Source organism: Microbacterium sp. AR7-10 (assembly GCF_001878835.1).
In the GTDB taxonomy this organism is placed as follows: domain Bacteria; phylum Actinomycetota; class Actinomycetes; order Actinomycetales; family Microbacteriaceae; genus Microbacterium; species Microbacterium commune.
This window is the reverse complement of sequence record NZ_MJIR01000036.1, coordinates 80,334-104,073: the sequence shown is the minus strand read 5'-3', so window position 1 is coordinate 104,073 and position 23,740 is coordinate 80,334. Positions and strand designations below refer to the sequence as shown.

The 23,740-nt window shown below is 71.0% G+C and carries 24 protein-coding genes and 2 pseudogenes; 15 read left to right on the top strand and 11 right to left on the bottom strand.

Going from position 1 to position 23,740, the window contains the following annotated elements; translation table 11 throughout:
• Nucleotides 1-4 precede the first annotated feature (4 nt).
• On the bottom strand, nt 5-805 hold the full coding sequence (locus BFN01_RS03835) for an SDR family oxidoreductase (protein ID WP_071641745.1): 801 nt from the start codon (nt 803-805) through the stop codon (nt 5-7).
• Entirely contained in the window at nt 802-1,326 is a 525-nt protein-coding gene (locus BFN01_RS03830; protein WP_071641743.1) for a MarR family winged helix-turn-helix transcriptional regulator, read from the bottom strand. The genes BFN01_RS03835 and BFN01_RS03830 overlap by 4 nt, the downstream gene beginning before the upstream one ends.
• Nucleotides 1,327-1,427: 101 nt before the next feature.
• On the opposite strand from BFN01_RS03830, the gene BFN01_RS03825 reads away from it, so the two are divergent.
• From BFN01_RS03825 to BFN01_RS03815, 3 genes are all read left to right on the top strand, one after another.
• On the top strand, nt 1,428-1,931 hold the full coding sequence (locus BFN01_RS03825; RefSeq protein ID WP_071641741.1) for an amino-acid N-acetyltransferase: 504 nt from the start codon (nt 1,428-1,430) through the stop codon (nt 1,929-1,931).
• A 9-nt stretch (nt 1,932-1,940) separates the two neighbouring features.
• Nucleotides 1,941-2,576, top strand: a complete 636-nt coding sequence (locus tag BFN01_RS03820) for a hypothetical protein (protein ID WP_071641739.1) — start codon at nt 1,941-1,943, stop codon at nt 2,574-2,576.
• A 235-nt stretch (nt 2,577-2,811) separates the two neighbouring features.
• The gene (locus tag BFN01_RS03815; protein WP_071641737.1) at nt 2,812-3,222 is read left to right on the top strand and encodes a dehydrogenase; all 411 of its coding nucleotides are present in this window, start codon (nt 2,812-2,814) and stop codon (nt 3,220-3,222) included.
• Nucleotides 3,223-3,228: 6 nt separating this feature from the next.
• On the opposite strand, the gene radA is transcribed toward BFN01_RS03815, so the two are convergent.
• Entirely contained in the window at nt 3,229-4,596 is a 1,368-nt protein-coding gene (radA, locus tag BFN01_RS03810) for a DNA repair protein RadA (RefSeq protein ID WP_071641735.1), read from the bottom strand.
• A 115-nt stretch (nt 4,597-4,711) separates the two neighbouring features.
• Here radA and BFN01_RS03805 point away from each other — a divergent pair, with 115 nt between their 5' ends.
• The gene (locus tag BFN01_RS03805; protein WP_071641733.1) at nt 4,712-5,782 is read left to right on the top strand and encodes a cytochrome P450; all 1,071 of its coding nucleotides are present in this window, start codon (nt 4,712-4,714) and stop codon (nt 5,780-5,782) included.
• 15 nt (nt 5,783-5,797) lie between these two features.
• Here the strand turns inward: BFN01_RS03805 and BFN01_RS03800 are convergent, their stop codons facing one another.
• Nucleotides 5,798-7,024, bottom strand: coding sequence for an MFS transporter (locus BFN01_RS03800; protein ID WP_083428628.1), 1,227 nt, complete (start codon nt 7,022-7,024; stop codon nt 5,798-5,800).
• Nucleotides 7,025-7,205: 181 nt separating this feature from the next.
• Between BFN01_RS03800 and BFN01_RS03795 the strand changes: the two genes are divergently transcribed.
• Genes BFN01_RS03795 through narI form a run of 4 tightly spaced genes read left to right on the top strand, consistent with a single transcriptional unit; the run spans nt 7,206 to nt 14,045 of the window.
• Nucleotides 7,206-10,928: a nitrate reductase subunit alpha gene (locus BFN01_RS03795; RefSeq protein WP_071641731.1), complete on the top strand. Its 3,723-nt coding sequence runs from the start codon at nt 7,206-7,208 to the stop codon at nt 10,926-10,928.
• On the top strand, nt 10,925-12,598 hold the full coding sequence (narH, locus tag BFN01_RS03790) for a nitrate reductase subunit beta (protein WP_071641729.1): 1,674 nt from the start codon (nt 10,925-10,927) through the stop codon (nt 12,596-12,598). Before BFN01_RS03795 ends, narH begins: the two co-directional genes overlap by 4 nt.
• Nucleotides 12,595-13,284 carry a nitrate reductase molybdenum cofactor assembly chaperone gene (gene narJ / locus BFN01_RS03785; RefSeq protein ID WP_071641727.1) on the top strand — a complete coding sequence of 230 codons (690 nt, stop codon included), beginning with the start codon at nt 12,595-12,597 and terminating at the stop codon, nt 13,282-13,284. Before narH ends, narJ begins: the two co-directional genes overlap by 4 nt.
• A 2-nt stretch (nt 13,285-13,286) precedes the next feature.
• Nucleotides 13,287-14,045 (top strand): respiratory nitrate reductase subunit gamma, encoded by a 759-nt coding sequence (gene narI, locus BFN01_RS03780; protein ID WP_071641725.1) that lies wholly within the window; start codon nt 13,287-13,289, stop codon nt 14,043-14,045.
• Between the two features lie 199 nt (nt 14,046-14,244).
• Here the strand turns inward: narI and BFN01_RS03775 are convergent, their stop codons facing one another.
• The 4 genes from BFN01_RS03775 to BFN01_RS03760 are packed head-to-tail and all read right to left on the bottom strand — an operon-like array spanning nt 14,245 to nt 16,995.
• Entirely contained in the window at nt 14,245-14,952 is a 708-nt protein-coding gene (locus tag BFN01_RS03775; RefSeq protein WP_071641723.1) for an ATP-binding cassette domain-containing protein, read from the bottom strand.
• Nucleotides 14,949-15,752 (bottom strand): ABC transporter permease, encoded by an 804-nt coding sequence (locus tag BFN01_RS03770; protein ID WP_071641822.1) that lies wholly within the window; start codon nt 15,750-15,752, stop codon nt 14,949-14,951. Before BFN01_RS03770 ends, BFN01_RS03775 begins: the two co-directional genes overlap by 4 nt.
• A gap of 47 nt (nt 15,753-15,799) precedes the next feature.
• Nucleotides 15,800-16,597 carry a molybdate ABC transporter substrate-binding protein gene (gene modA / locus BFN01_RS03765; RefSeq protein ID WP_071641721.1) on the bottom strand — a complete coding sequence of 266 codons (798 nt, stop codon included), beginning with the start codon at nt 16,595-16,597 and terminating at the stop codon, nt 15,800-15,802.
• A complete protein-coding gene (locus tag BFN01_RS03760) occupies nt 16,594-16,995 on the bottom strand; it encodes a molybdopterin-binding protein (RefSeq protein WP_071641719.1) in 402 nt (133 codons plus the stop codon). The genes modA and BFN01_RS03760 overlap by 4 nt, the downstream gene beginning before the upstream one ends.
• Nucleotides 16,996-17,139: 144 nt before the next feature.
• Here BFN01_RS03760 and BFN01_RS03755 point away from each other — a divergent pair, with 144 nt between their 5' ends.
• The 6 genes and pseudogenes from BFN01_RS03755 (at nt 17,140) to BFN01_RS03735 (ending at nt 21,121) form a co-directional block, all read left to right on the top strand.
• The gene (locus BFN01_RS03755; protein WP_071641718.1) at nt 17,140-18,243 is read left to right on the top strand and encodes a HesA/MoeB/ThiF family protein; all 1,104 of its coding nucleotides are present in this window, start codon (nt 17,140-17,142) and stop codon (nt 18,241-18,243) included.
• Nucleotides 18,244-18,332: 89 nt separating this feature from the next.
• The gene (gene glp / locus BFN01_RS03750) at nt 18,333-19,559 is read left to right on the top strand and encodes a gephyrin-like molybdotransferase Glp (protein ID WP_083428626.1); all 1,227 of its coding nucleotides are present in this window, start codon (nt 18,333-18,335) and stop codon (nt 19,557-19,559) included.
• The gene (gene moaC, locus BFN01_RS03745; RefSeq protein ID WP_071641715.1) at nt 19,559-20,032 is read left to right on the top strand and encodes a cyclic pyranopterin monophosphate synthase MoaC; all 474 of its coding nucleotides are present in this window, start codon (nt 19,559-19,561) and stop codon (nt 20,030-20,032) included. The genes glp and moaC overlap by 1 nt, the downstream gene beginning before the upstream one ends.
• Nucleotides 20,029-20,152 (top strand): annotated as a pseudogene (locus tag BFN01_RS15735) (NTP transferase domain-containing protein); the annotation flags it as partial. The gene moaC and the pseudogene BFN01_RS15735, both read left to right, overlap by 4 nt.
• Nucleotides 20,153-20,154: 2 nt before the next feature.
• Nucleotides 20,155-20,801, top strand: a pseudogene (locus BFN01_RS03740) (NTP transferase domain-containing protein); the annotation flags it as partial.
• Nucleotides 20,802-20,872: 71 nt separating this feature from the next.
• Nucleotides 20,873-21,121, top strand: a complete 249-nt coding sequence (locus BFN01_RS03735; RefSeq protein WP_071641711.1) for a MoaD/ThiS family protein — start codon at nt 20,873-20,875, stop codon at nt 21,119-21,121.
• An 83-nt stretch (nt 21,122-21,204) separates the two neighbouring features.
• Here the strand turns inward: BFN01_RS03735 and BFN01_RS03730 are convergent, their stop codons facing one another.
• Nucleotides 21,205-21,633 (bottom strand): molybdenum cofactor biosynthesis protein MoaE, encoded by a 429-nt coding sequence (locus tag BFN01_RS03730; RefSeq protein WP_143187140.1) that lies wholly within the window; start codon nt 21,631-21,633, stop codon nt 21,205-21,207.
• Complete coding sequence (locus BFN01_RS03725; protein ID WP_071641707.1) at nt 21,630-22,103, bottom strand: molybdenum cofactor biosynthesis protein B; 474 nt, start codon at nt 22,101-22,103, stop codon at nt 21,630-21,632. The genes BFN01_RS03730 and BFN01_RS03725 overlap by 4 nt, the downstream gene beginning before the upstream one ends.
• A gap of 98 nt (nt 22,104-22,201) precedes the next feature.
• On the opposite strand from BFN01_RS03725, the gene BFN01_RS03720 reads away from it, so the two are divergent.
• Entirely contained in the window at nt 22,202-22,816 is a 615-nt protein-coding gene (locus BFN01_RS03720) for a metalloregulator ArsR/SmtB family transcription factor (RefSeq protein ID WP_071641705.1), read from the top strand.
• Between the two features lie 36 nt (nt 22,817-22,852).
• Here BFN01_RS03720 and BFN01_RS03715 read toward each other — a convergent pair whose 3' ends face one another.
• Nucleotides 22,853-23,629 (bottom strand): hypothetical protein, encoded by a 777-nt coding sequence (locus BFN01_RS03715; protein ID WP_071641703.1) that lies wholly within the window; start codon nt 23,627-23,629, stop codon nt 22,853-22,855.
• Between the last annotated feature and the right edge of the window lie 111 nt (nt 23,630-23,740).

The window sequence follows — 23,740 nt, the reverse complement described above, 5'->3', positions numbered from 1 at the left end:
GGGATCAGCGCGGGTCGTTCCACGACCAGATGTCGTCGCCGCGCAGCGTGGCATCCGCGCCGCCGTCGTCGTAGATGACCTGCCCGGCCAGGTGCGTGTTCTCGACCCCGGTCAGCCAGATCAGCAGGTTCGCGATCGACTCGGGCGGCTGGTGGCTGTTCAGCGGCATCGGCACCGCCGCGTCGACCATCGCGCGCCCCTCCTCGGTGGCGAGCAGCTGCTCGGTCATCGGGGTGAGCACGGTGCCGGGGGCGACCGCGTTGAGCGGGATGCCGGCGCCCGCCCACTCCGGCGAGATGGAGCGGCGACGCACCCAGCGCGAGAGCGCGCGCTTCGACGCCGGGTACACCTGGTACGCCTCGCGCGGCCCCTGCGCGGTCAGCTGCTCGGCGATCGCGAGCGTCGCCGCCTCGTCGCCCGACAGCGCCGCGTCGACCAGCTCGGGCGGGCTCTGCTGCAGCGAGGCCATCGACGACACCACGGCCGCGCGCGGAGCCGACGAGCGCACCATCGCGGGACGCAGGGCTTCGAGCAGCTCGACGACGCCGAAGTAGTTCACCGAGAGCGTCTTCGCGATGGGGGCCGAGATGCCGGCGCAGGCGATCACGGCATCCACCGTGCCGCCGGCGAGCTCGATCGCGGCGTCGGCCGCCGACTGACGACCCTCCGCCGTGCTGAGGTCGGCCTCGACGTCGGCGTCGCGCAGATCGATGCCGATCACCCGGGCGCCGCGCTCGCGCAGCAGTCGCGCGGTGGTCTCGCCGATGCCGGATGCCGATCCGGTGACGACATAGGTGCGGTTCATGACTGATCCTCCTCAGATCTGCGCTCCGGGTGGGGGCGCGGCGTATCCCCGGCGGAGTCGCCGGGGAAGTCGGTGACGCCCAGCCGGGCGACGAGTTCGGCGACCTGGGCGGCCAAGGCGGCGGCGTCGTCGCGCGTCTTGTCGCGCAGCGCGTGACGCATCATCCGGGTGCCCTGCGCGAGCAGTCGCCGGTGGGCGGCGGCGCCCTCGGCGGAGAGGCCGACGATGGTCGCCCGACCGTCGACGGGATCGGATTCGCGACGGATCATCCCCGCCCGCTCGAGCCGCGACAGCTGCTTGCTGACGGTGGGCCGGCTGATGTGCATCGCCTCCGCGAGATCGCCGGCGCGCAGCGGCCCGTGCAGCCCCAGCACGTACAGCGCCGACACGTCGGCGGCGTCGACGGTGACACCGGCGCTCTGCGCGACGGCGCGCTGCACGTTCGGCGACGACCATCGTGCGACGAGAAGAGTGAGCGCCTGCAGCAGCACGTTCTCGGGGGATGGGGCGTCGGCGGGCATGCTCTCACTCTACATGTAGTTGCCTCAGGCAATCATATGAGGATGCCGACTCCCAGCGGTCATGCGGATTCGCTGCGGGTCGGTCGATCTAGGGTGGAGCCGTGACAGACTTCCTCGTCCGCCCCGCCCGCAGCACAGACGTCATCGGCATCCACGCGCTGCTGGAGCCGCTCGTCGACCAGCGCATCCTGCTCGGCAAGGATCTCGCCGTGCTCTACGGCGCCGTTCAGGAGTTCGTCATCGCCGAGGCCGACGGCCAGCTGATCGGCTGCGGCGCCCTGCACGTGATGTGGGAGGACCTCGGCGAGGTGCGCACCCTGCTCGTGCGCGACGACTACCTGCGCCACGGCGTCGGCCGCGCGATCGTCACCGACCTCGAGCATCGCGCGCGACAGCTCGGGCTGACCCGGCTGTTCTGTCTCACCTTCGAGACCGAGTTCTTCTCGCGCCGCGGCTTCGAGCCGATCGGCGAGCAGGTGGTCGACGCCGACGTGTACTCGCAGCTGCTGCGCAGCGGGGATGCGGGCGTGGAGGAGTTCCTGGATCTCGCTCACGTCAAGCCGAACACGCTCGGCAACACGAGGATGATCAAGCACCTGAATTAGCCTGGAGTCATGCCCCGCCAGTCCGCCGCCGTCTACCGTCGCCGCCGACTCGCGGTGCTGGTGCTTCTCGTTCTCGTGCTCGCCACCGTCGGCGGTGGGGTGTGGCTGGCGATCGCACAGCCGTGGTCGGCCGCCGCGCCCGCCGACCCGACGCTCGACCCTGAGGCCACGACCACCCCGACCCCCGAGAGCTCCAGCGCGACGCCGTCGCCGGAGCCCACCGAGACTCCGGGCATCGCGGCGTGCACCGCGGAAGACGTGGTCGTGACCGCCGTCACCGATGCCGACACCTATCCGGCCGAGGCGCTGCCGCAGCTGTCGATCTCGCTGACGAACCGCGGCGCAGCCGACTGCACGCTGAACGTGGGCTCGAGCACGCAGACGTTCACGGTCAGCAGCGGAGACGATGTGTGGTGGCGCTCGACCGACTGCCAGTCGGAATCGAGCGACATGATCGTGACCCTCGAAGCCGGCTCATCGGTCACCAGCGCGACGCCGGTCGTCTGGGATCGCACGCGCTCATCGACCGAGACCTGTGCAGAGCAGAATCGTCCTCGCGCACCGGGAGGCGGAGCCTCGTATCATGTCGCCGTGTCGATCGGCGGTTTCAGCAGCGAGACGCCCAAGCAGATCATGCTGCGCTGAGCGAAACGCCACTGCGGACTCGAACTCTTTCTCGATCTGTGGCTGACACGAACGATATTTTGGGATACCATGGAGGTCAGGTTCTCAGTTCTGTCGCAGCAAGCCATCCCCAGTGGTGTCGAGACCAGCGTCCCCAGCGCTTCGACAATCGCCGCGACCGAGAACCGGAGGGCCCTCTCGAGTTCCCCAGTCCCCAATGGAGGACTCGAGAGGGCCCCACTCTTAGGCTGGTGTCATGGCGAAGAAGAAGTCAGGCAGCAAGCGCCCCGCACCCGAGGACTTCCGCTCTGAGGCTCTGGCCCAGGCCCTCGAGAAGCAGGACATGGCGGCTGTCGCCCTCGCGCTCCGCAACGGCAACACGGTCGTCCCGCTGATCAAGCCCGGGGCCCGTGACAATCCGCTCGACAGCGGCGAGGTGTGGACGTACCGCGACGCGAACACCGGCGACGTCGCGCTGCTGCTGTTCAGCGATGCCAAGCACAAGCCCGCCAACCTGCCACCCGGGGTCGGCATCTACTCGCCGACGTGGCTGAGGTCGTTCCTGAACACGCACCGCGACACCATCACCACGGTGTTCCTCGACATCGCCGGCCCGCACCCGATGCAGGCGCCGCCCGCGGAGCTGCTCAAGGCGCTCGACGCCTGACCCCCGTCAGAACGGCGGGATCGACGCCTCCGGCCGTCGATCGGTGGCGCGGGCGCGGATGTCGGTCAGCGCGGAGCGCAGCGTCTTCGATCGGTCATCGACGACCTGCTGGTAGCCGAGTCGCGCGGCCTCCCCACGCCGCTGGGGTGCCTGCGTCACGGGGCGGATCTCGCCGGCCAGCGACAGCTCGCCCACCGCCGCGACGGTGCGCGGCACCGACCACTGCCGGATCGACCCCGCCACGGCGACGGCGATGGCCAGGTCGGCTGCCGGCTCGGTGAAGCGCACCCCGCCCACGGTCGACACGTACACGTCGAGCTTCGAGGTCGGGATGCCGGCACGCCGCTCGAGGATCGCCAGCACCATCGCCACCCGCGACGCGTCGAGACCGTGCACCACGCGGCGCGGGTTCGGGGCGTTCGACTCGATGGTCAGCGCCTGCACCTCGACCGGCAGAGCGCGTCGCCCCTCCAGCGCGATCGCCACGCACGTGCCCGGCTCTGCCGCACCCTGCGAGAGGAACAGCCCGCTCGGATCCGGCACCTCGGAGATGCCCGCACCGGTCATCTCGAAGCATCCGACCTCGTCGGTCGGCCCGAAGCGGTTCTTCAGCGCGCGGATGAAGCGCAGCGCCGTCTGCCGGTCGCCCTCGAAGTGGCACACCACGTCGACCAGGTGCTCGAGCACCCGAGGGCCGGCGACCTGCCCGTCTTTGGTCACGTGCCCGACGATGATCACCGGAAGACCGCGGTCTTTCGCGACCCTGATCAGCGTCGCGGCGACTTCGCGCACCTGGCTCGGCTGACCGGCGGCTCCGTCGATGAGACCGGATGCCACGGTCTGCACCGAGTCGACGATCACCAGATCCGGCTTCACGTCGTCGATGTGACCGAGGATGGTGGCGAGATCGGTCTCGCTGGCGAGATAGAGCTCGTCGTGCAGCGCGTTCGTGCGCTCGGCGCGCAGCCGCACCTGGGCCGGTGACTCCTCGGCGCTGGCGTAGAGCACGCGGCGGCCGGTGCGGGCGGTGGATGCCGCGACCTCGAGCAGCAGCGTGGACTTGCCGACCCCAGGCTCGCCGCTCAGCAGGATCGCCGCGCCGGGCACGATGCCGCCGCCCAGCACGCGGTCGAACTCGCCGACCCCGCTGCTGCGCCGTGGCGCGTCGGCGGTCGTGATCTGCGTGATCGGCCGAGCGGCGCGGCTCGCGGACGGCGCGACGGCCTCGGTCTGCCGCGCCAGCCCCGTCTTCGCGCCCTGCTCCTGCACCGTGCCCCACTGCTGGCACTCGCCGCACCGGCCGACCCACTTCGCCGTCGTCCAGCCGCATTCCGAGCACACGAAAGCGGGAGGGGCGGGTCTGCGGGTGGCCATGCAGCAAGGCTATCCCCGGCATCCGACACGACGGCATCCGAGACCGCGAACCCGGTTTCTCACGGTCGCGCTCTCCGCCCCCGCCGTTAGCCTGAAGGCGGCCGAAGGAGACACGATGACCGAACCCGTCCGACTGACAAGGCACGCCGATGTGATCGCGGCTGCGCAGGATCCCGAGCGATTCTCGAGCCGCACCTCCCACCACCTGCACGTGCCGAACGGCATGGACGGCGCCGAGCATCGCGCGTTCCGCGACGTCGTGGAGCGGCAGATGACTCCCGAGCTCGTCGCCTCCCTCGAGCAGATGCTGCAGACGACGGCCCGAGAGGTCGTCGCCGCGCTGCCGAGGAACGAGCCGATCGACGCGGTCGCAGACCTCGGCGAGGTGTTCGCGGTGCGCGCGCAGTGCCGCTGGCTGGGCTGGCCCGACTCCCTCGAGAGCGAGCTGCGCGAGTGGATGGCCGAGAACTACGCCGCCGCGCGCGCGGGCGACAGCTCACGCAACGCCGCCGTGGCCGCGTGGTTCGACGAGATCGTGACCCGACAGGTCACCGCGCATCGCGAGGCGACGACGCCCGGCGGCGCCGCCGACGACGCCACCCATCGACTGCTCGCCGAGCGCGTGCACGGGCGGCCGCTCTCCGACGACGAGATCGTCTCGATCCTGCGCAACTGGACGGCGGGCGACCTCGGCTCCCTGGCTCGCTGCGTGGGGGTGGTGGTGCACCGGCTGGCCGAGCGTCCGCGCTGGCAGCAGCGCGTGCGGACCCTGGCTCAGCAGGCACCGCACGCCACCGCCGAGCTCGACGCGATCCTCGGCGAGTGCCTGCGCCTCGACGACCCGTTCGTGGCGAACAAGCGGGTCACCACCTGCCCGGTGACGACGCCGTCGGGCGTGACGCTCGACGCCGACTCGCCCGTGCTGCTGGATTGGACGGCGGCGAACCGCGACGCTGACGTGTTCTCGCCCGGCTTCGACCCCGAGGCGCACGCCGAGCACAACCTCGTCTTCGGCGCCGGTCCGCACGTCTGCCCCGGTCGCGACCTCTCGTACGCCGAGCTGCGCGCGATCACCGTCGCCCTGCTGGCGGGCACCGACGGCGTCGACTTCGCGCATGACCGGACGCCCACCCGGCATCTGCCGCCGCTGGCGGGGTGGGCGACGCTTCCCGTCATCCTGCGCTGAGCCGGTCACCCGCGCTCAGGCGCCCTTGCGACCCACATCCCGCAGCATGCCGGCGACGACCAGCGCGAACGCTCCGACCAGCACCAGCAGCCACAGGCCCAGGTGGTACGAGTTGGTCGACGCGTCGTAGGTCGCGCCCATCACGAGCGGCGGGAAGTATCCGCCGAGGCCTCCGGCGGCCGCGACCACACCGCTCACCGCTCCCACCTTCTCCTTCGGCGTCGAGGGCCCGATCCAGGCGAACACGGCACCCATGCCGAGGCCCATCGCCGCCGCCATCAGGATGAACGTGACGCCCGTGACGATGCCCTCGGCCGGCTGCTGGCCGACGATGTACGCGAGGCTCACGATCCCGCCCAGAGACACGAGCGAGATCACCTTCGGTCCGAACCGGTCGGCGAGCACACCTCCGATCGGGCGCGCCACCACCGCCGCCGCGGCGAAGAGCGCGGTGCGCATGCCCGCGCCGAGCGCGTCGACGTCGTCGGGGTAGATCGTCGTGAGGTACTTGGGCAGGAACGTCGAGAACGCCACGAACCCGCCGAACACGATGCCGTACAGGAACGCCATCTCCCAGGTCACCGCCAGCTTGAGCGCGCCGATCACCTTCGGCACGAGCTTCTCGTGGTTGGGCTGCCACTGGGGGGATTCGCGCATGAAGAACCACACCAGCACCGCCATCACCACCAGCGCCCCCGCGATCAGCAGGTGGGTGGGCAGGTAGCCGATGTCCTGCGCGAGCCGCGGGGTGAACATCGCCGACACGGCGGTGCCGATCATGCCCATGCCGAACACGCCGGTGGCGAAGCCGCGCCTCTCGGGCGGGAACCAGGCGCCCGAGAACGGAACCCCGGCGGCGAAGATCGTGCCGGCCACGCCGAGGTAGAAACCGGCGAGCATCAGCAGCGGGAAGCTGCGGATGCTGCCGGCCAGGGCGACCAGCAGCACGGCCGGTGCCGAGAGCAGCAGCACGACCGTGAACATCTTGCGCCCACCGAAGCGGTCGGTCATCGCACCGACGACGATGCGGCCCAGCGCGCCGACGAGCACGGGCGTCGCCAGCATGAGGGAGATCTGCCCCTCATCCAGTCCCATCTCGGTGGCGTAGGTCTTCTGCAGCGGCGAGATCGACATCCATGCCCAGAACGCGATGGTCGAGGCGAGGGTGGCGAGCAGCACCTGGCCGAGGCCGCCCCGGAGCTCGGTCGAGGTGCCTGCGGGGGAAGTGGTGGCGGCAGTCATCGTGCATCCCTTCGATACCGGCGACGGTAGCGCGCTTCGGGCGACTTGGCTACGTTGCGGGCCGGAGAAAAGCGGTGCGGAAGTTGCCGGTCGGAAATGAATAAAAACGGTGAACCCTTGTAACGGGCCGGGCATCCGGACAGGATGCTGGAGTACCAGCCGTCCTCCGGAAGGAACAGAGATGACCCCCGGAACCCGTACTCACCGCGACGCCGCGACCGATGGTCCGCTCGCCGACGCGCTTCTCAACATGGGCCGCTTCGTGCGGCCGGGCGAGACCTCCGACGACCTGCGCGCGGTGTTCCTGCAGGGCGGCAGATCGGGCGATTCGTTCTACCGGGACCGCTGGTCGCACGACAAGGTGGTGCGCTCCACGCACGGGGTGAACTGCACCGGATCGTGCTCGTGGAAGGTGTACGTCAAGGACGGCATCATCACCTGGGAGGCGCAGCAGACCGACTACCCGAGCGTCGGTCCGGACTCGCCGGAGTACGAGCCCCGCGGCTGCCCGCGTGGTGCCGCGTTCAGCTGGTACACGTACTCGCCGACCCGGGTGCGGTACCCGTACATCCGCGACACGCTCGCCCGCCTCTACCGTGAGGCGAAGGCGCAGCATCCCGATCCCGTCGACGCGTGGGCGTCGATCGTCGAAGACCCCGAGAAGGCCCGGTCGTACAAGCGCGTCCGCGGCAAGGGCGGCCTGGTGCGCACGACGTGGGACGAGGTGATGGAGATCGCCGCGGCGGCGCACGTGCACACGGTGAAGGTGTACGGCCCCGACCGCGTGGCCGGCTTCTCGCCCATCCCGGCGATGTCGATGGTGTCGCACGGCGCCGGCTCCCGGTTCATGAACCTCATCGGCGGCACGATGCTGTCGTTCTACGACTGGTACGCCGACCTCCCCGTCGCGAGCCCGCAGGTGTTCGGCGACCAGACCGACGTGCCCGAGTCGGCGGACTGGTTCAACGCCGGCTACCTGATCATGTGGGGCTCGAACGTGCCGGTCACCCGCACTCCCGACGCGCACTTCATGGCCGAGGCGCGCTATCGCGGTCAGAAGGTCATCACCGTCTCGCCCGACTACACCGACAACACGAAGTTCGCCGACGAGTGGGTCGCCCCGCACCCCGGGACGGATGCCGCGCTTGCGCTGTCGATGGGGCACGTGATCCTGCGCGAGCACTTCGTCGAGAAGCGCACCGCGCGCTTCGAGGACTACATGCGCCGCTTCACCGACGCGCCGTTCCTCGTCGAGCTCGAACAGCGCGACGGCGGTCTCGTACCCGGCAAGTTCGTCACCGCGTCCGACCTCGACGGCGCCGCCGCCGCACAGCCGCGCGCGGACTTCAAGCCGGTGCTGATGGATGCCGACGGCAGCGCCGTCGTGCCGAACGGCTCGCTCGGGCATCGCTTCACCCCCGAGGACGAGGGCCGCTGGAACCTCGACCTCGGCGACGTCGTGCCGCCGCTGTCGGTCGCCGATCTGGCCGACTGGGCGGGCGAGGCGGCCGAGGTGCGCCTGCCGCGCTTCGACCTCGATCCCGAGCCCGGGCAGGAGCACGCCGGCGGCTCGGGTGCGGTCACCCGCGGCGTGCCGGTGCGCACGATCGCAGGCAAGACCGTCACCACCGTGTTCGACCTGATGCTCGCGCAGTACGGCGTCGGCCGCGACGGCCTGCCCGGGCAGTGGGCCAGCGGGTACGACGACGCGTCGAGCCCCGGGACCCCAGCCTGGCAGGAGGAGCACACCTCGGTGCCCGCGCCGCAGGCGATCCGCATCGCGCGCGAGTTCGCCGACAACGCCGACCGCTCGGGTGGACGCTCGATGATCCTGATGGGGGCGGGCACCAACCACTGGTTCCACTCCGACACGATCTACCGCACCTTCCTCGCCCTGACGACGATGACCGGATGCCAGGGCGTGAACGGCGGCGGATGGGCGCACTACGTCGGGCAGGAGAAGGTGCGCCCGATCACCGGCTACCAGCAGTACGCGGCCGCCGCCGACTGGGGGCGTCCGCCGCGGCACACGATCGGCACGGCGTTCTTCTACCTCGCCACCGACCAGTGGCGCTACGACGGGCTGCCGGCCGACCAGCTGGCCTCCCCGCTGGGTCTGGGCAGGTTCGAGGGCCGCACCACCGCCGACTGCCTGGTCGAGTCCGTGCAGCGCGGATGGATGCCGAGCTACCCGACCTTCGACCGCAACCCGCTCGATCTCGCCGACGAGGCCGAAGCTGCGGGCAAGGATGCGGCGCAGCACATCGTCGACAGCCTGGACGAGGGCTCGCTGCGCTTCGCGGTGGAGGACCCGGACGCCCCCGAGAACTTCCCGCGCGTGATGAACATCTGGCGAGCGAACGTGCTCGGCTCGTCGGGCAAGGGCAACGAGTACTTCCTGAAGCACCTGCTGGGCACCGACGCGTCGGTGCGCGCGCACGAGGCGCCGGAGGACTCGCGTCCCGTGTCGATGACCTGGCGCGACACGGCGCCCGAGGGCAAGCTCGACCTGCTCATGACGGCCGACTTCCGCATGACGAGCACCACGCTGTTCAGCGACATCGTGCTGCCCGCGGCGACCTGGTACGAGAAGCACGACCTGTCGTCGACCGACATGCACCCCTTCATCCACGCCTTCAACCCGGCCATCGCGCCGCCGTGGCAGACGAAGACCGACTTCGACACGTTCCGCATCCTGGCCGAGAAGTTCAGCGACATGGCGCGCACGCACCTCGGCGTGCGCCGCGACGTGGTCGCGACGCCGCTGCAGCACGACACCCCCGACGTGATGGCGACTCCGCACGGGCGCGTGCAGGATCTGCCCCGCGTTCCCGGGGTCACCATGCCGAAGCTGACCGTCGTCGAGCGCGACTATCCGAACCTCGCCGAGCGCTGGAAGTCGCTCGGCCCGCTGACCGCGAAGCTCGGACTCACGACCAAGGGCATCACCTATCGTGCCGAGCCCGAGATCGAGCGCCTCAAGCGACTCAACGGCACCGTCACCACCGGCCCGTACGCGGGCAGCGTGCGCCTGGACAGCGACAAGCGGGCCTGCGAGATGATCCTGGCGATGTCGGGAACGAGCAACGGACGCCTCGCGGTGCAGGGATTCGAGAAGCTCGAGAAGCACACCGGGCAGAAGATGACGTTCCTCGCCGACGAGCACGAGGGCACGCACCTCAGCTTCCAGGACGTCTCGGTGCAGCCGCGCAGCGTCATCACCTCGCCGGAGTGGTCGGGATCGGAGCACGGCGGCCGCCGGTACACGGCCTTCGCGATCAACGTCGAGCACCTCAAGCCGTGGCACACCCTCACCGGGCGTCAGCACTTCTACCTCGACCACGACTGGATGGACGAGCTCGGCGAGGCGCTGCCGATCTACCGGCCGCCGCTCGACATGCACCGGCTGTTCGGCGATGTCGTGCCAGGCAAGAGCACCCACACCGAGGTGCACGTGCGCTACCTGACCCCGCACTCGAAGTGGTCGATCCACTCCGAGTACCAGGACAACCTGTTCATGCTCTCGCTCTCGCGCGGCGGCCCCACGATCTGGATGAGCCCGCAGGACGCGGCGAAGATCGGAGTGCGCGACAACGACTGGATCGAGTCGTACAACCGCAACGGCGTCGTCGTCGCCCGGGCGAACGTCTCGCACCGGATGCCCGAGGGCACGGTGTACATGTATCACGCGAAGGACCGCACGGTCGATGTGCCGCTGAGCGAGATGAGCGGTCAGCGCGGCGGCATCCACAACTCCCTCACCCGCATCCTGCTCAAGCCCAGCCACCTGATCGGCGGCTACGCGCAGCTGGCGTGGGCGTTCAACTACCTCGGACCCACCGGCAACCAGCGCGACGAGGTCACCACGATCCGCCGCCGCAACCAGGAGGTGCAGTACCGATGAAGGTGATGGCGCAGATGTCGATGGTGATGAACCTCGACAAGTGCATCGGGTGTCACACGTGCTCGGTGACATGCAAGCAGGCGTGGACCAACCGGACCGGCGTGGAGTACGTCTGGTTCAACAACGTCGAGACGCGACCGGGCGTCGGCTATCCGCGCGGCTACGAGGACCAGGAGAAGTGGGGCGGCGGCTGGGTGCGCGACAAGCGCGGCCGGCTGCGGCTGCGCTCGGGGGGACGCCTGGCGAAGCTGGCGCGCATCTTCTCGAACCCGAAGCTGCCCGAGATCGACGACTACTACGAGCCGTGGACCTACGACTACGACATGCTCGTGAACGCGCCCAGCGGCGCGCACACCCCCGTCGCACGCCCGAAGAGCCTGATCACCGGCAAGGACATGAAGGTCGAGTGGTCGGCGAACTGGGACGACGATCTGGGCGGCTCGATCGAGACCATGCAGGACGACCCGATCCTGCAGAAGATGAGCGAGGAGGTGAAGGCCGAGTTCGAGAAGGCCTTCATGTTCTACCTGCCGCGCATCTGCGAGCACTGCCTCAACCCGTCGTGCGTGGCATCGTGCCCATCCGGCGCGATGTACAAGCGCGCCGAGGACGGCATCGTCCTCGTCGACCAGGACGCCTGCCGCGGCTGGCGGATGTGCGTCTCGGGATGCCCGTACAAGAAGGTCTACTTCAACCACAAGACCGGCAAGGCCGAGAAGTGCACCATGTGCTATCCGCGCATCGAGGTCGGCCTGCCGACCGTGTGCTCGGAGACCTGCGTGGGTCGACTGCGCTACCTCGGCCTCGTGCTCTACGACGCCGACCGGGTCGCGGAGGCTGCGGCGGTGGAGGACGAGCACGAGCTGCTCGACGCGCAGCGCTCGGTGCTGCTCGACCCGCACGACCCCGCGGTGATCGAGGCGGCGCGTCGCGACGGCATCCCCGAGGACTGGATCGAGGCGGCCCAGCGCAGCCCCGTCTGGCGCCTCATCCACGACTACGAGGTGGCGCTGCCGCTGCATCCGGAGTACCGCACCATGCCGATGGTCTGGTACATCCCGCCGCTCTCGCCGGTGGTCGACGTGGTCACCGGCTCGGGCAACGACGGGGAGGATGCCCGAACGCTGTTCGCGGCGATCGACAAGCTGCGCATCCCGATCGGCTACCTCGCCGAGCTGTTCACCGCCGGTGACATCGGGCCGGTCGACGCGTCGCTGCGCAAGCTCGCCGCCATGCGCTCGTACATGCGCGGTGTGAGCATCGACGACGAGCGGGACGAGCGGATCGCGAACGCGGTCGGCATGACCGGCGCGGAGATCGAGGAGATGTACCGGCTGCTCGCGATCGCGAAGTACGAGGAGCGCTACGTCATCCCCACCGCGCACTCCGAGCGCGCACACGAGCTCGAGGAGATGGCCTGCTCGCTCGACTACGACGGCGGGCCCGGCATGGGCGGCGCCGGCGGGCCGTTCGGCGCGGCCAGCGGCACGTCGGTGCCGGTCGCGGTGGAGAACTTCCACGCGCTGGCCGACCGGCAGACCGCCGATCGGCCCTCGTCGCCGGGACGGGTCAACCTGCTCAACTGGGACGGCAACGGTCGTCCGAACGGGCTGTTCCCGCCCTCCGAGCGCGCCGAGCCGCGCCACTACGACGACGAGGAAGCACCGTGAGCACCGTCCTTCCCCCTCGCGTCACCCCGCGCCGACGGCTGCCGGATGCCCTGGCGCCGGCATCCCTCACCGGCCCGCAGCGGCAGACCGTGCACATGCTCGCGTCTCTGCTGCTGGACTACCCCGACGCGCAGTGGTTCGCGCGGCTCGACGTCTTCGAGGCGCACACCGCCGCACTGCCGACGGTCATCGCCGAGCCGCTGCAGCAGTTCCTGCAGCAGGCGCGGGACGCCGGCGCGTCCGAGTGGCAGCAGCGCTACGTGAACACCTTCGACCTCAAGCGCAAGTGCTCGCTGTACCTCAGCTACTACGCGACCGGCGACACCCGCCGCCGCGGCACGGCGCTCGTCACGTTCCTCGACGCGTACCGCGCCGCGGGGTGGGAGTTCGACGCGGCCGAGCTGCCCGACTACCTGCCCGCGGTGCTGGAGTTCTCGGCGCGGTCGCAGTCGGAGGTCGCCGACGCCGTGCTCGCCGCGCACCGCGAGGGCATCGAGGTGCTGCGTGCCGCGCTCGAGGGGATGGACAGCCCGTGGGCCGAGGTCGTGCGCGCGGTCACGCTGTCGCTGCCGAAGGTCGACCAGCGCACCCGCGAGCGCGTGCTCGCACTCGTCAACGAGGGCCCGCCGACCGAGACGGTCGGGATGAGCCTGCCGATGCCCGCCTTCCGCCGAACCGGGGAGTGATCATGAACACCATGCCGTTCCTGCTCTGGGTGGCGCTGCCGTACGTGTGCGCGGCCGTGTTCATCCTCGGACACATCTGGCGCTACCGGTACGACAAGTTCGGCTGGACGACGCGCTCGTCGCAGAGCTACGAGAACCGGATGCTGCGCTGGGGATCGCCGATGTTCCACCTCGGCATCCTCATGGTCATTGCCGGCCACGTCGTCGGCCTGCTCATCCCACGCGAATGGCTGTACGCCATCGGGATCAGCGAGGAGATCTACCACATCGGCGCGACCGTGCTCGGCTCGTTCGCCGCCGTGCTCACCCTCGCCGGTCTCGCCATCCTCGTCTTCCGCCGCCGCACCGTGCCCGCCGTGTTCCTCGCGACGACTGTGATGGACAAGGTGATGTTCGTCTTCCTCGGTGCCACGCTGGCGTTCGGCACCCTCGCCACCTTCGTGTACCAGGTGTTCGGATCGGGGTTCTACTACCGCGAGACGATCTCGCCGTGGATGCGCGAGCTGATGATCTTCCGCCCTCGGCCCGAGCTCATGCTCGAGGTGCCGCTGCTGTTCCAGCTGCACGTCATCACGGCCTGCCTGCTGTTCGCCCTGTGGCCGTTCACCCGGCTCGTGCACGTGTTCTCGGCGCCGGTCGGCTACCTGTTCCGGCCGTACATCGTGTACCGCTCGCGTGACGACCACCGCGGGTCGCAGTCGCCGAAGCGGGGTTGGGATCCGGTGTCGACGCCGGACCCGGCGCGGCTGCGGCGTCCCTGACGTCCCTGGTCGGGACGTTCTGGAGGTTTCTGGAAACGGGGCCGGGCTCCGGGACGTTCCCTTCGTTCGCAGAACGGGTGCCCCTCCCGCTTCGCGGGTCCCTCCCCGATGCTCACTCCGGGAACGTCCCTACGCCCTACTCGGTGTGCAGCCGGGGCGGCGGTGGTGAGTGAAGAAAGGAGAAAGGGGGGAGAAGGGGTCAGCGGGTGGCGGCTACCGCCTGGGTGAAGGGGGTGCGCGGGGTCGCCAGCACTTCGTGGAGGGGGCCCTCTTGGGTGATGCGGCCGTGCTCGAGGATGAGCAGGTGATCCGCCAGGGCGTGAGCGTCGGCGACCGTGTGCGAGACGACGATCGTCGTGGTGCCGTGCAGCTGGTCGTGCACGACCTCGCGCAGCTGCGCGGCGGCGAGCACGTCGAGCGAGCTGAACGGCTCATCCAGCAACAGCAGCCGCGGGCGCGCCGCGAGGGCGCGGGCGAGGGCGACGCGCTGACGCTGACCGCCGGAGAGCTGATCCGGGCGGCGATCACCGTGTCCGGGCAGCCCGATGTGCGGCATCCACTCGGCGGCGACCGCGACCGCCTCGGCGCGCGACGAACCTGCCGACCGCGCGGCGAACGCGATGTTGCCGATGGCGGTCATGTGCGGAAACAGTAGCGGGTCCTGCCCGAGCAGGCCGATCGCGCGCCGCGACGGGGGAATGTGTCGCGTGGCATCCGCCAGCCGATCGCCGTCGATGTCGACGTGCCCGGCGTCGAGACGGGTGAGACCCGAGATGGCATCCAGCAGCGTCGTCTTGCCGGCACCGCTGGGGCCCATCACCGCGAGCACGTCGCCGGGACTCAGCGACAGGCGCACGTCGAGCTCGGCGTGCTCGACGATCACGTGCGCGTCGAGAGCGCCCGTCACTTCAGCGCTCCCGGTCGCCACGCGCGCACGAGCAGCAGCACCACGACCGCGGTCGCCAGCAGCAGGATCGACAGCGCCACCGCCGTCTCGCGCCCGGTGCCCGCCCCGTTGAACGCCGTGTAGATCGCCAGCGGCATCGTCTGGGTCACCCCGGGGGCGTTGCCGGCGAACAGCGCCGTGGCCCCGAACTCGCCGATCGCCCGAGCGAAGCACAGGATCACGCCCACGACGATGCCGGGCGCCGCGAGCGGCAGCGTCACCCGCCACAGCACCCGCCACGGCCTCGCGCCCAGCGTCGCCGCGGTGCGCTCGTATCGGCCGCCGACGCTGCGGATGGTGCCCTCGACCGCGAGCACGAGGAACGGCAGGGCGACGAACGCCTGCGCCAGCACGACCGCCGTCGGGGTGAACGGCAGGGTCACGTCGAAGGCATCAGACAGCATCCGGCCGATCGGACTGGTCCTGCCGAACAGGAACAGCAGCGCAACGCCGCCGACCATCGGCGGCAGCACGAGCGGCACCGCGACGAGCGCGCGCAGCAGGGCGGACACCCGAGGACCCGAACGCGCCATCAGCAGCGCCAGCGGAAGACCGAGCACCAGGCAGAGCGCCGTGGCGGCCAGACCGCTGAGGAGCGACAGGCGTAGCGCGTCGACGGCGACCGGAGAGGTGATGTCCTGCCACAGCGTCGCCCAGGACGCGCGGGTGACCAGCGCCAGCAGCGGCAGGATCAGCAGCAGAACGCCCAGCACCGCCGGGGCGATCAGCGTGAAGGGCGTGCCGGTGCCGGTGTCGCGGATGCCGCCGCGACGCGTGGTCGAGCGACGATCGGGGGTGGGGAGCGCCGTCACGGTGTCCCGAATCCGAGCCGCTGCAGGATCCGCTGCCCCTCGGGTCCGCGCACGAAGGCGGTGAAGAGGGCGGCCGCCTCGCCCGTATCCTCCAGCGTCACGATCGGATAGCGGTTGACGACCTGGTCCGCGCCGTCGGGTGCGAAACTCTGCACCGCATCGTCGCCCACCGCATCGGTGGCGTAGACGATTCCGGCATCCGCCTCTCCGGCGGCGACCTTCCGCAGCACCGCCGTGACGTTCTGCTCGAGACTCGCCGCGGAGACCCGCACGTCCGCGGTCTCGAGCAGCGTGGCGGTCGCCGCGCCGCAGGGCACCTGAGGGGCGCAGAGCACGGTCACGACGTCGGCGAGGTCTGCGAGGGTCTCGACGTCGCCGGGATTGCCGGCCGGCACGGCCACGACCAGCGTGTTCGTGGCGAACGGCTGCGGGCCGGCCGCCAGCCCGCTGTCGACGAGCGACTGCATGCTGCGCTCGTCGGCCGTGGCGAGCACGTCGGCCTGCGCGCCCTCGATCAGCTGCGTCACCAGGGTGCTCGAGCCGTCGTAGACGATCGGGTTCACGGTGACGGCGGGGTGCTGCTGCTCGAACGACTCCGCGATCTCGTCGAACGCGGTGCGCAGCGACGCGGCGGCGAACACCGTCACCTCCCCGGTCGCACCGGTCTGCTCGATACCCGGTCCGGAGTCCTCGCCGTTCGGATCGAGGCTGTCACCCCCGCGCGCCGCCGGCGTGCATCCGGTGAGCAGCAGCACGCCGAGCAGCGCGGCGATCCCGACCACCCGCGACCTCACCGCCGCATCTCCTTCGGCGTCTCGATGACCACATTCGTCGCCTTGATCACGGCGGACGCGAGCGAACCGGGCTGCAGATCGAGCTGCCGGGCGGCCTCGGCCGACAGCAGCGAGACCACGCGATGCGGACCGGCCTGGATGTCGACCTGGGCCATCACGCCATCGATCTGCACCCGGGTGACCAGCCCCGTGAAGCGATTGCGCGCGCTGGAGAACGGGTCGGAGTCGTCTGCGGGCGCGTCGGCCAGGCGCTGAGCGTGCTCGGCGAGAGCGGCCCCGGGGATGCGGGCGGGGGAGTCGCCGGTCACCGGCAGCGCCCCGTGGTCGATCCAGCGCCGCACCGTGTCGTCGCTCACGCCGAGCAGACGGGCCGCGTCGGCGATGCGATATGAGGTCATGAGCCGACTCTAGCCGCGGTGCTCCCGCATCTGGGTGCGCTGGGGGAGAAAAACGCCGCATCTGCGGAACCTCGGTCCCGGGGTGCGGGCTTTCCCCGGCGAGCGGTGCTGGCCCGCCGCCGACGAGGACCGTACGCTCGGAGTATGCCCCTGCCGCCCCTCGTCGAGCCCGTCGAGGCCCTGAGCGACGCCGAGCGCGTGCGCACCGCGCGCCACCATGTTCTCGCCGGGCTGGGTGAGATCGGGCAGCGCCGCCTGCACGCCGCCCACGTCGCGGTCGTCGGGGCTGGGGGACTCGGTGCGCCCGTCGTGCTCGCGCTCGCCGCAGCGGGGATCGGAACCCTGACGATCATCGACGATGACGACGTCGAGCTGTCCAACCTCCAGCGCCAGGTGATGCACCGGCTCGATGATGTCGGCAGGCCGAAGGTCGACAGTGCCGTGCGCGTCGCGGCCGACCTCTCACCCGAGACCGTCGTCAGACCGGTGCGCGCGCGGCTGGCATCCGGCAACGCGGCAGACCTGCTGGCGGGAGCCGACCTGGTGATCGACGGCACCGACACGTTCGAGACGCGCCTGGTGGTCGCCGCCGCCGCCGAGCGGCTGGGCATCCCGCTGGTGTGGGGCGTCATCCAGGAGTTCGCCGCGCAGATCACGGTTTTCTGGTCGTCGCCGCCGGAGGGCGTCGACGCCGTCGTGCTGAGCGATCTGTATCCGGAGGGCAGCGTGGGCGAGCTGCCCACGTGCGCCGCGGTCGGGGTGTTCGGAGCGCTCTGCCTGCAGGCCGGGTCGATCCTCGCGATGGAGGCGATCAAGCTCATCGCCGGCATCGGCGACCCGCTGCTGGGCAGAGTGCTCGTCATCGACGCGCTGCGCGCCAAGATGGGCGAGGTGCCGCTGCGTCCGGCTCGAGCTCGCGCTCGGGCGGTGCCGGAGCCCGAGGCGAAGCGGACGATTCCGCACATCGCGGTCGCCGACCTCGTCGTCGAGTCTCAGGCGGGTGCGCTGCTGCTCGACGTGCGGGAAGATGCCGAGGTCGCCACCGGCATGATCCCCGATGCCACCCACCTGCCCCTCGCGCGGGTGCTCGCCGACCCCGGCGCGATCGACGGCGAGCGGATCGTCGTGATCTGCCAGGCCGGGGTGCGCGCGCGGCGTGCGGCGGAAGCCCTGCGTGCTGCCGGCCGCGACGCCGTGGTGCTCTCCGGCGGCATGGACGCCTGGACCGCGCAGGAGCCCACCCCATGACCCCCGCTTCTCCCTCCGGTATGAGTTNNAACTCATACCGGAGCGAGGCAGCGGGTGGGGTGGGGATGGCGACGAGAGGAGGGGCACGCATGAGAACCGTCGAAGAGCAGCTCGAGATCGTGCTCGCACAGGTGCGGCAGCGCCTGCCCATCACCGTGCCGCTCGATGACGCGCACGGTCTGACCCTGGCATCCGACGCGCACGCGGCCTCCGCCGTGCCCGTCTTCGACAACTCCGCCATGGACGGCTTCGCCGTGCGCTGGGCGGATGTCGCGGACGCGACGCCCCAACATCCGGTCACGCTGCGCGTCGTCGCCGACATCCCCGCCGGCAGCGCGATCGACCCGGCGATCGCGCCCGGAGAGGCCGCGCGGATCATGACCGGCTCGCCGACGCCGACCGACGCCGACGCGATCGTGCCGTTCGAAGACACCGCCGGGGGCCTCGCCGACTCGCTCCAGACGGCGGTCGTGCAGCGCGCGCCCAAGGCGCAGAACGCGCACATCCGTCGCGCCGGTGCCGATATCAGCGCCGGTGCGGTCGTGCTCGGCGCGGGAACCCTGCTCGGTCCGCGGCAGCTGGCGGCTCTGGCATCCGCCGGCACCTCGCACGTCGAGGTCGCCCCCCGACCCCGGGTCGCGATCGTGTCGACCGGCTCCGAGCTCGTCGCACCTGGCACGCCGCTGCAGCGCGGACAGATCCCCGAGTCCAACGGCATCCTGCTCGCCGGGCTCGCCGCAGAGGCCGGCGCCGCGATCGTGCTGCGCCGCGTCGTCGACGACGAGGGCGACGGGCCCGCCCACGCTGTCGCCGAGGCGAGACGGCTCGGCGCCGACGCGATCATCTTCTCCGGCGGCGTCAGCGCCGGGGCCTACGAGGTCGTCAGACAGAGCCTCGGCGACGCCATGGAGTTCACGAAGATCGCCATGCAGCCCGGCAAGCCGCAGGGCTTCGGCGCCGCCGCCGACGGGATGCTGATGTTCGGCCTTCCCGGCAACCCCGTCAGCGCCGCAGTGTCGTTCGAGGTCTTCGTGCGCCCCGCCCTGCTGCGCATGCAGGCGCGCAGCGCCATCCACCGGCCCCGCCAGCACCTGGCCGCCGGCGTCGACTGGCGCACCCCGCCCGCGCGCCGACAGTACCTTCCCGCCGTGATCGACCGCACCGACCCGGCCCGCCCGGTCGTGCGCCCGGCGACCGCCGGCGGGTCGGGTTCGCACCTCAGCGTGGGGCTCGGCGCGGCCGAGGCCTATGCGATCGTCCCCGCCGAGACGGAGCAGGTCTCCGTCGGCGACCTCATCGAAGTCATGGAGCTGTGATGACCTTCACCCACCTGGATTCCGCCGGCCACGCCCGCATGGTCGACGTCACCGAGAAGCAGCCGACCGTCCGCGCCGCCACTGCCCGCGGGTTCGTGCGCTGCGCGCCCGAGACGGTCGCCCTGCTGCGCGACGGCTCGGTGCCCAAGGGCGACGTGCTGGCCGTGTCGCGCATCGCCGGCATTCAGGCGGCGAAGCGCACCCCTGAGCTGCTGCCCCTCGCGCACGTCATCGGCGTGCACGGCGCGGTGGTCGACCTCGACATCGAAGACGAGGGCGTCGCCATCGAGGCGACCGTGCGCACCGCCGACCGCACCGGCGTCGAGATGGAGGCGCTCACCGCCGTCTCGGTCGCCGCGCTGTCGGTGATCGACATGATCAAGGGCGTCGACAAGTCCGCATCGATCGAGCACCTGCGCATCACCGCGAAGGAGGGCGGTCGCAGCGGATCGTGGCGTCGGCCCGGCGAATGATCGCGTCGACCTTCGGCGCGATCCTGCTCGTCGGCGGACGCGCCACCCGGATGGGAGGCGGGGTCAAGCCGCTGCTGGAGGTGGGCGGTCGGACGCTGCTGTCTCGGGCGCTGGCCGCGGNNGATCCTGACCCGCGGCTGCGCTGGGTGCGCGAGGATCCGCCGTTCTCGGGCCCGGCCGCGGCCATCGCCGCGGCCATCGCCGCGGCGGTGGCCGCCCTCGAGCATCGAGCAGGCGACGGCGGCAGCGACGCCGGCGACGGCGGCGACGGCGGCAGCGGCGACGGCGGCGGCGCGGAATGGATGCTCGTGCTCGCCGGCGACTTGCCGCACGCCGACCGGGTCGTGACGCGTCTGACGAGCGCGGCGAGCTCGGCCCCGCCCCATGCCGATGCGGTCGTGCTCACCGCCGACGGGCATCCGCAATGGCTGGCCGGCGTGTACCGCACTCACGCCCTGCGCGCCTCGATCCGCGCGGCGACCGGCGAGCTCGCCGACTCGTCGTGCCGCGCCCTGCTCGGCGGCCTCGATATAACGTGGCTGGCAGACGAAGATGGGATCACCGCCGACATCGACACCCCGGCGGACCTGGCGCGCACGCGCGCCGCATTCGAGGAGGAGCACGTGAGCGAAACATCCCGCACCCTGCCGCCGGAGGCGCTCGACGAGTGGGCGCTCGCCCTGCGCGAGCGATTCGGCCTGGCCCCCGACGACGTGCCGATCGGTCTCATCCTCGACCTCGCGCGCGACGTCGCCAACGGCGTCGCGCGNNCGCCGGAGCAGGTGCGGGAGACCGTCGCCGCGGTGGTCGAGCTGGCCGGCGACTGGAAGGAGTCCTGAGATGACGACGACGCAGAGCGCCACGGTGCGCTTCTTCGCCGCGGCGCAGGAGGCGGTCGGTCAGGATTCGCTGACGACGGATGCCCCGACCCTGGGCGTGCTCAAGCAGCGGCTGCTCGCCGAGCATCCGGCGCTCACCGGCATCCTGTCGCGCTGCGCGGTGCTCGTCGACGGCACCCGCGTCGACGATGATTTCGCGCTCGCCGAGGCGCGAACCATCGACGTGCTTCCGCCCTTCGCCGGCGGGTGAGCCGGCGGGCGAGGCCGGGGGTGTGCCCGGGTGAGTCGAGGGCGAGCCGGCAGGTGTGCCGACGGGTCAGGCCGCGTCCGCGGTCAGCCGCCGATGCCCTTCCACGCGGTCGTGCCGTCGGCCTCGACCTGTCGCTTCCACACCGGCAGCTCGCGCTTGATCGCCTCGATCACCTCGCGGCACACGGTGAACGCCTTATCGCGGTGCGATGACGCCACCGCGATGACGACGGCCGCCTCGCCCACATCGAGTCGCCCGACCCGATGGCTGACGGCGACGATGGCATCCGTCCCCTCAGCGGCGACCTCGGCGATGCGGTGCAGCGTCGGCTCGGCATCCGGGTGGGAGGTGTACTCCAGCGCGACGACGGCGTCCGCGGCATCCGGATCGTGATCGCGCACCCGGCCCACGAAGGTCGTGACGGCACCGGCTGTGGTGCTGTCGACGGCGGTGATGTGCTCGTCGAGTGACAGCGGCTGATCTGAGATGCGCGCGAGGCGGACGGTCATCAGTGGTCCTCTCCGTGGAGTTGGCTGAGCACGTGCCCGGCGACCGAGAGCACGACGGGCATGCCCTCGGCGACGGCCTTCGGCGAGCCGGGCAGGTTGACGATCAGTGCGTCGCCGACGACCCCGGCGAGGCCGCGGGTCAGCATCGATGCGGGGGTGGCCGCGAGGCCGGCGCGGCGCAGCTCCTCGGCGATCCCCGGCAGGTGCCTGTCGATCACGCGGGTGGTGCCCTCCGGCGTCTCGTCGCGCGGGCCGACGCCCGTGCCGCCGCTGGTGATGATGAGCCGGATGCCCGCATCGAGAAGCTCTCGCAGGGCATGCTCGACGGCATCCGCCCCGTCGGGGATCACGGTCGCGTCCGCGCAGGCGAACCCCGCGTCGCGCAGCGCGCGCACGGCGACCGGACCAGCGGAGTCGGCTCGCACCCCGGCCGCGGAGCGGTCGGAGACGGTGAGCACGGCGGCGGGGATCATGGCCTCCACACTATCCGCGCCACCCGTCTGCGGGTGGTTCGGGATTATTCACGGCCCTCGATCACCCGCCCGCGTGCCGGCTCTGGGAGCATGGGAGCATGACCACCACTGCGGTCTCGTACGGGCCCATCTCCAGCTACTCGCGCGTGCGCATCCTGCATCTCGTGCAGACGCGAGCCGAGCGGACGATCGGCGAGCTGTGCGAGGCGACCGGTCTGCACGCGAACACCGTGCGCGAGCACCTGCAGCGGCTGATCGAGGGCGGCTACGTCATCCAGGCTGCCGAGCACCGCACCACGCGCGGGCGCCCGCGCACCCTGTACAGCGCGGCGACCGGGGCCCCCGAGGCGTCGAGCCCGATCGCGCGCGACAAGGTCGCGGAGGCCGCCCGCCGCGGCGACCTGATGCGACGCATCCTGTCGGAGCCGGACTCCGAGCTGGGCCGCGAGGCGACCTACCAGCTGGACGCGCTGGTCGAGCATCTCGAGGAGAGCGGCTTCGAGCCGATCGTCGACGAGGGTCGCATGACGGTCGACCTCACGCCGTGCCCGCATGCCGCGAGCTCTCCCGAGCACCGTCCGATGCTGTGCCAGGTGCACCTCGGGCTCATGCAGGGGGTGCTGACGCAGGCCGGCGGACCGGTCGCAGCGGAATGCGTGCAGGTCGCGCGGCGGCCGGAGGAGTGCACGGTTCAGCTTCGGCTCACCGCCTGATCCGGTCTCCGGCGTCTGTGCGCCCGACGTGCACGGTCAGTTGTACAGCGACTCGGTCGGCTCCATCACGATCCCGTGCGCCTCGAACGCCTGACGGCGCTCTTCGATGCGCCGGTGCATCTCCGCCTGCGCCTCGGCGACGACGGATGCCGGAAGCGGGACGGATGCCGGATGCGGGTCAGCGTTGCCCGCGGTCAGGTACGCGTCGAGCTCGGGACCCGACGTCCACGAGCAGATCAGCGAGTAGCGTGGCTCGGGGCCCTGATGCCACACGGCGTGCCAGAAGCGCTGCGTGTCGACGACGATGCGGGAGCCGGCGTGCAGCGGGAGGCGGATCTCGGTCGAGGGGTCGAAACGGTCCGAGCGCAGGATCAGCAGCGAATCGGGATCGTCGGTGAGGTTGAGCCACGCACGCACGACCCACCCGGTGCCCTCGGTGTTGAGCCGGTTGTTGTCATCCTGGTGCAGGTTGTAGATGGCATCGGCATACGTGTTCGGCTGCAGCTCGATGACGCGGCAGCGACCCACGTTGGCGCCGGGCTCGAGCGCCCGCGCCTGCAGCGTCGGCGCCTTCGCGACCTGGGAGGGGATCCACACGCCGTCCTTGTCGGTGCGCGGGGGAGTGTGGTTCCAGAAGCCGTTGCACTCGACATCGCCGGCGTGGCTCGCGAGCGGCGCGAAGCGGGTGATGCCCGACGAGCGCCACCCGACGTACTCGAGGTCGCGCCACTCGACGGGATCGGCCGACTGATCGTGGCGGTCGAGCACGACGTAGCCGGTCTCGCTCAGGGCAGGGGAGGTGAGGTATCCCATCGCGCGTCTCCGTTCCGGCATCCGCTCTCAGATCGATCCTATTGCGAACGGTCATCCGGCGACTCGGGGACGGCCGGGCAGAAGCGCCGTCGCAGCCGATTCGGGTGCGGG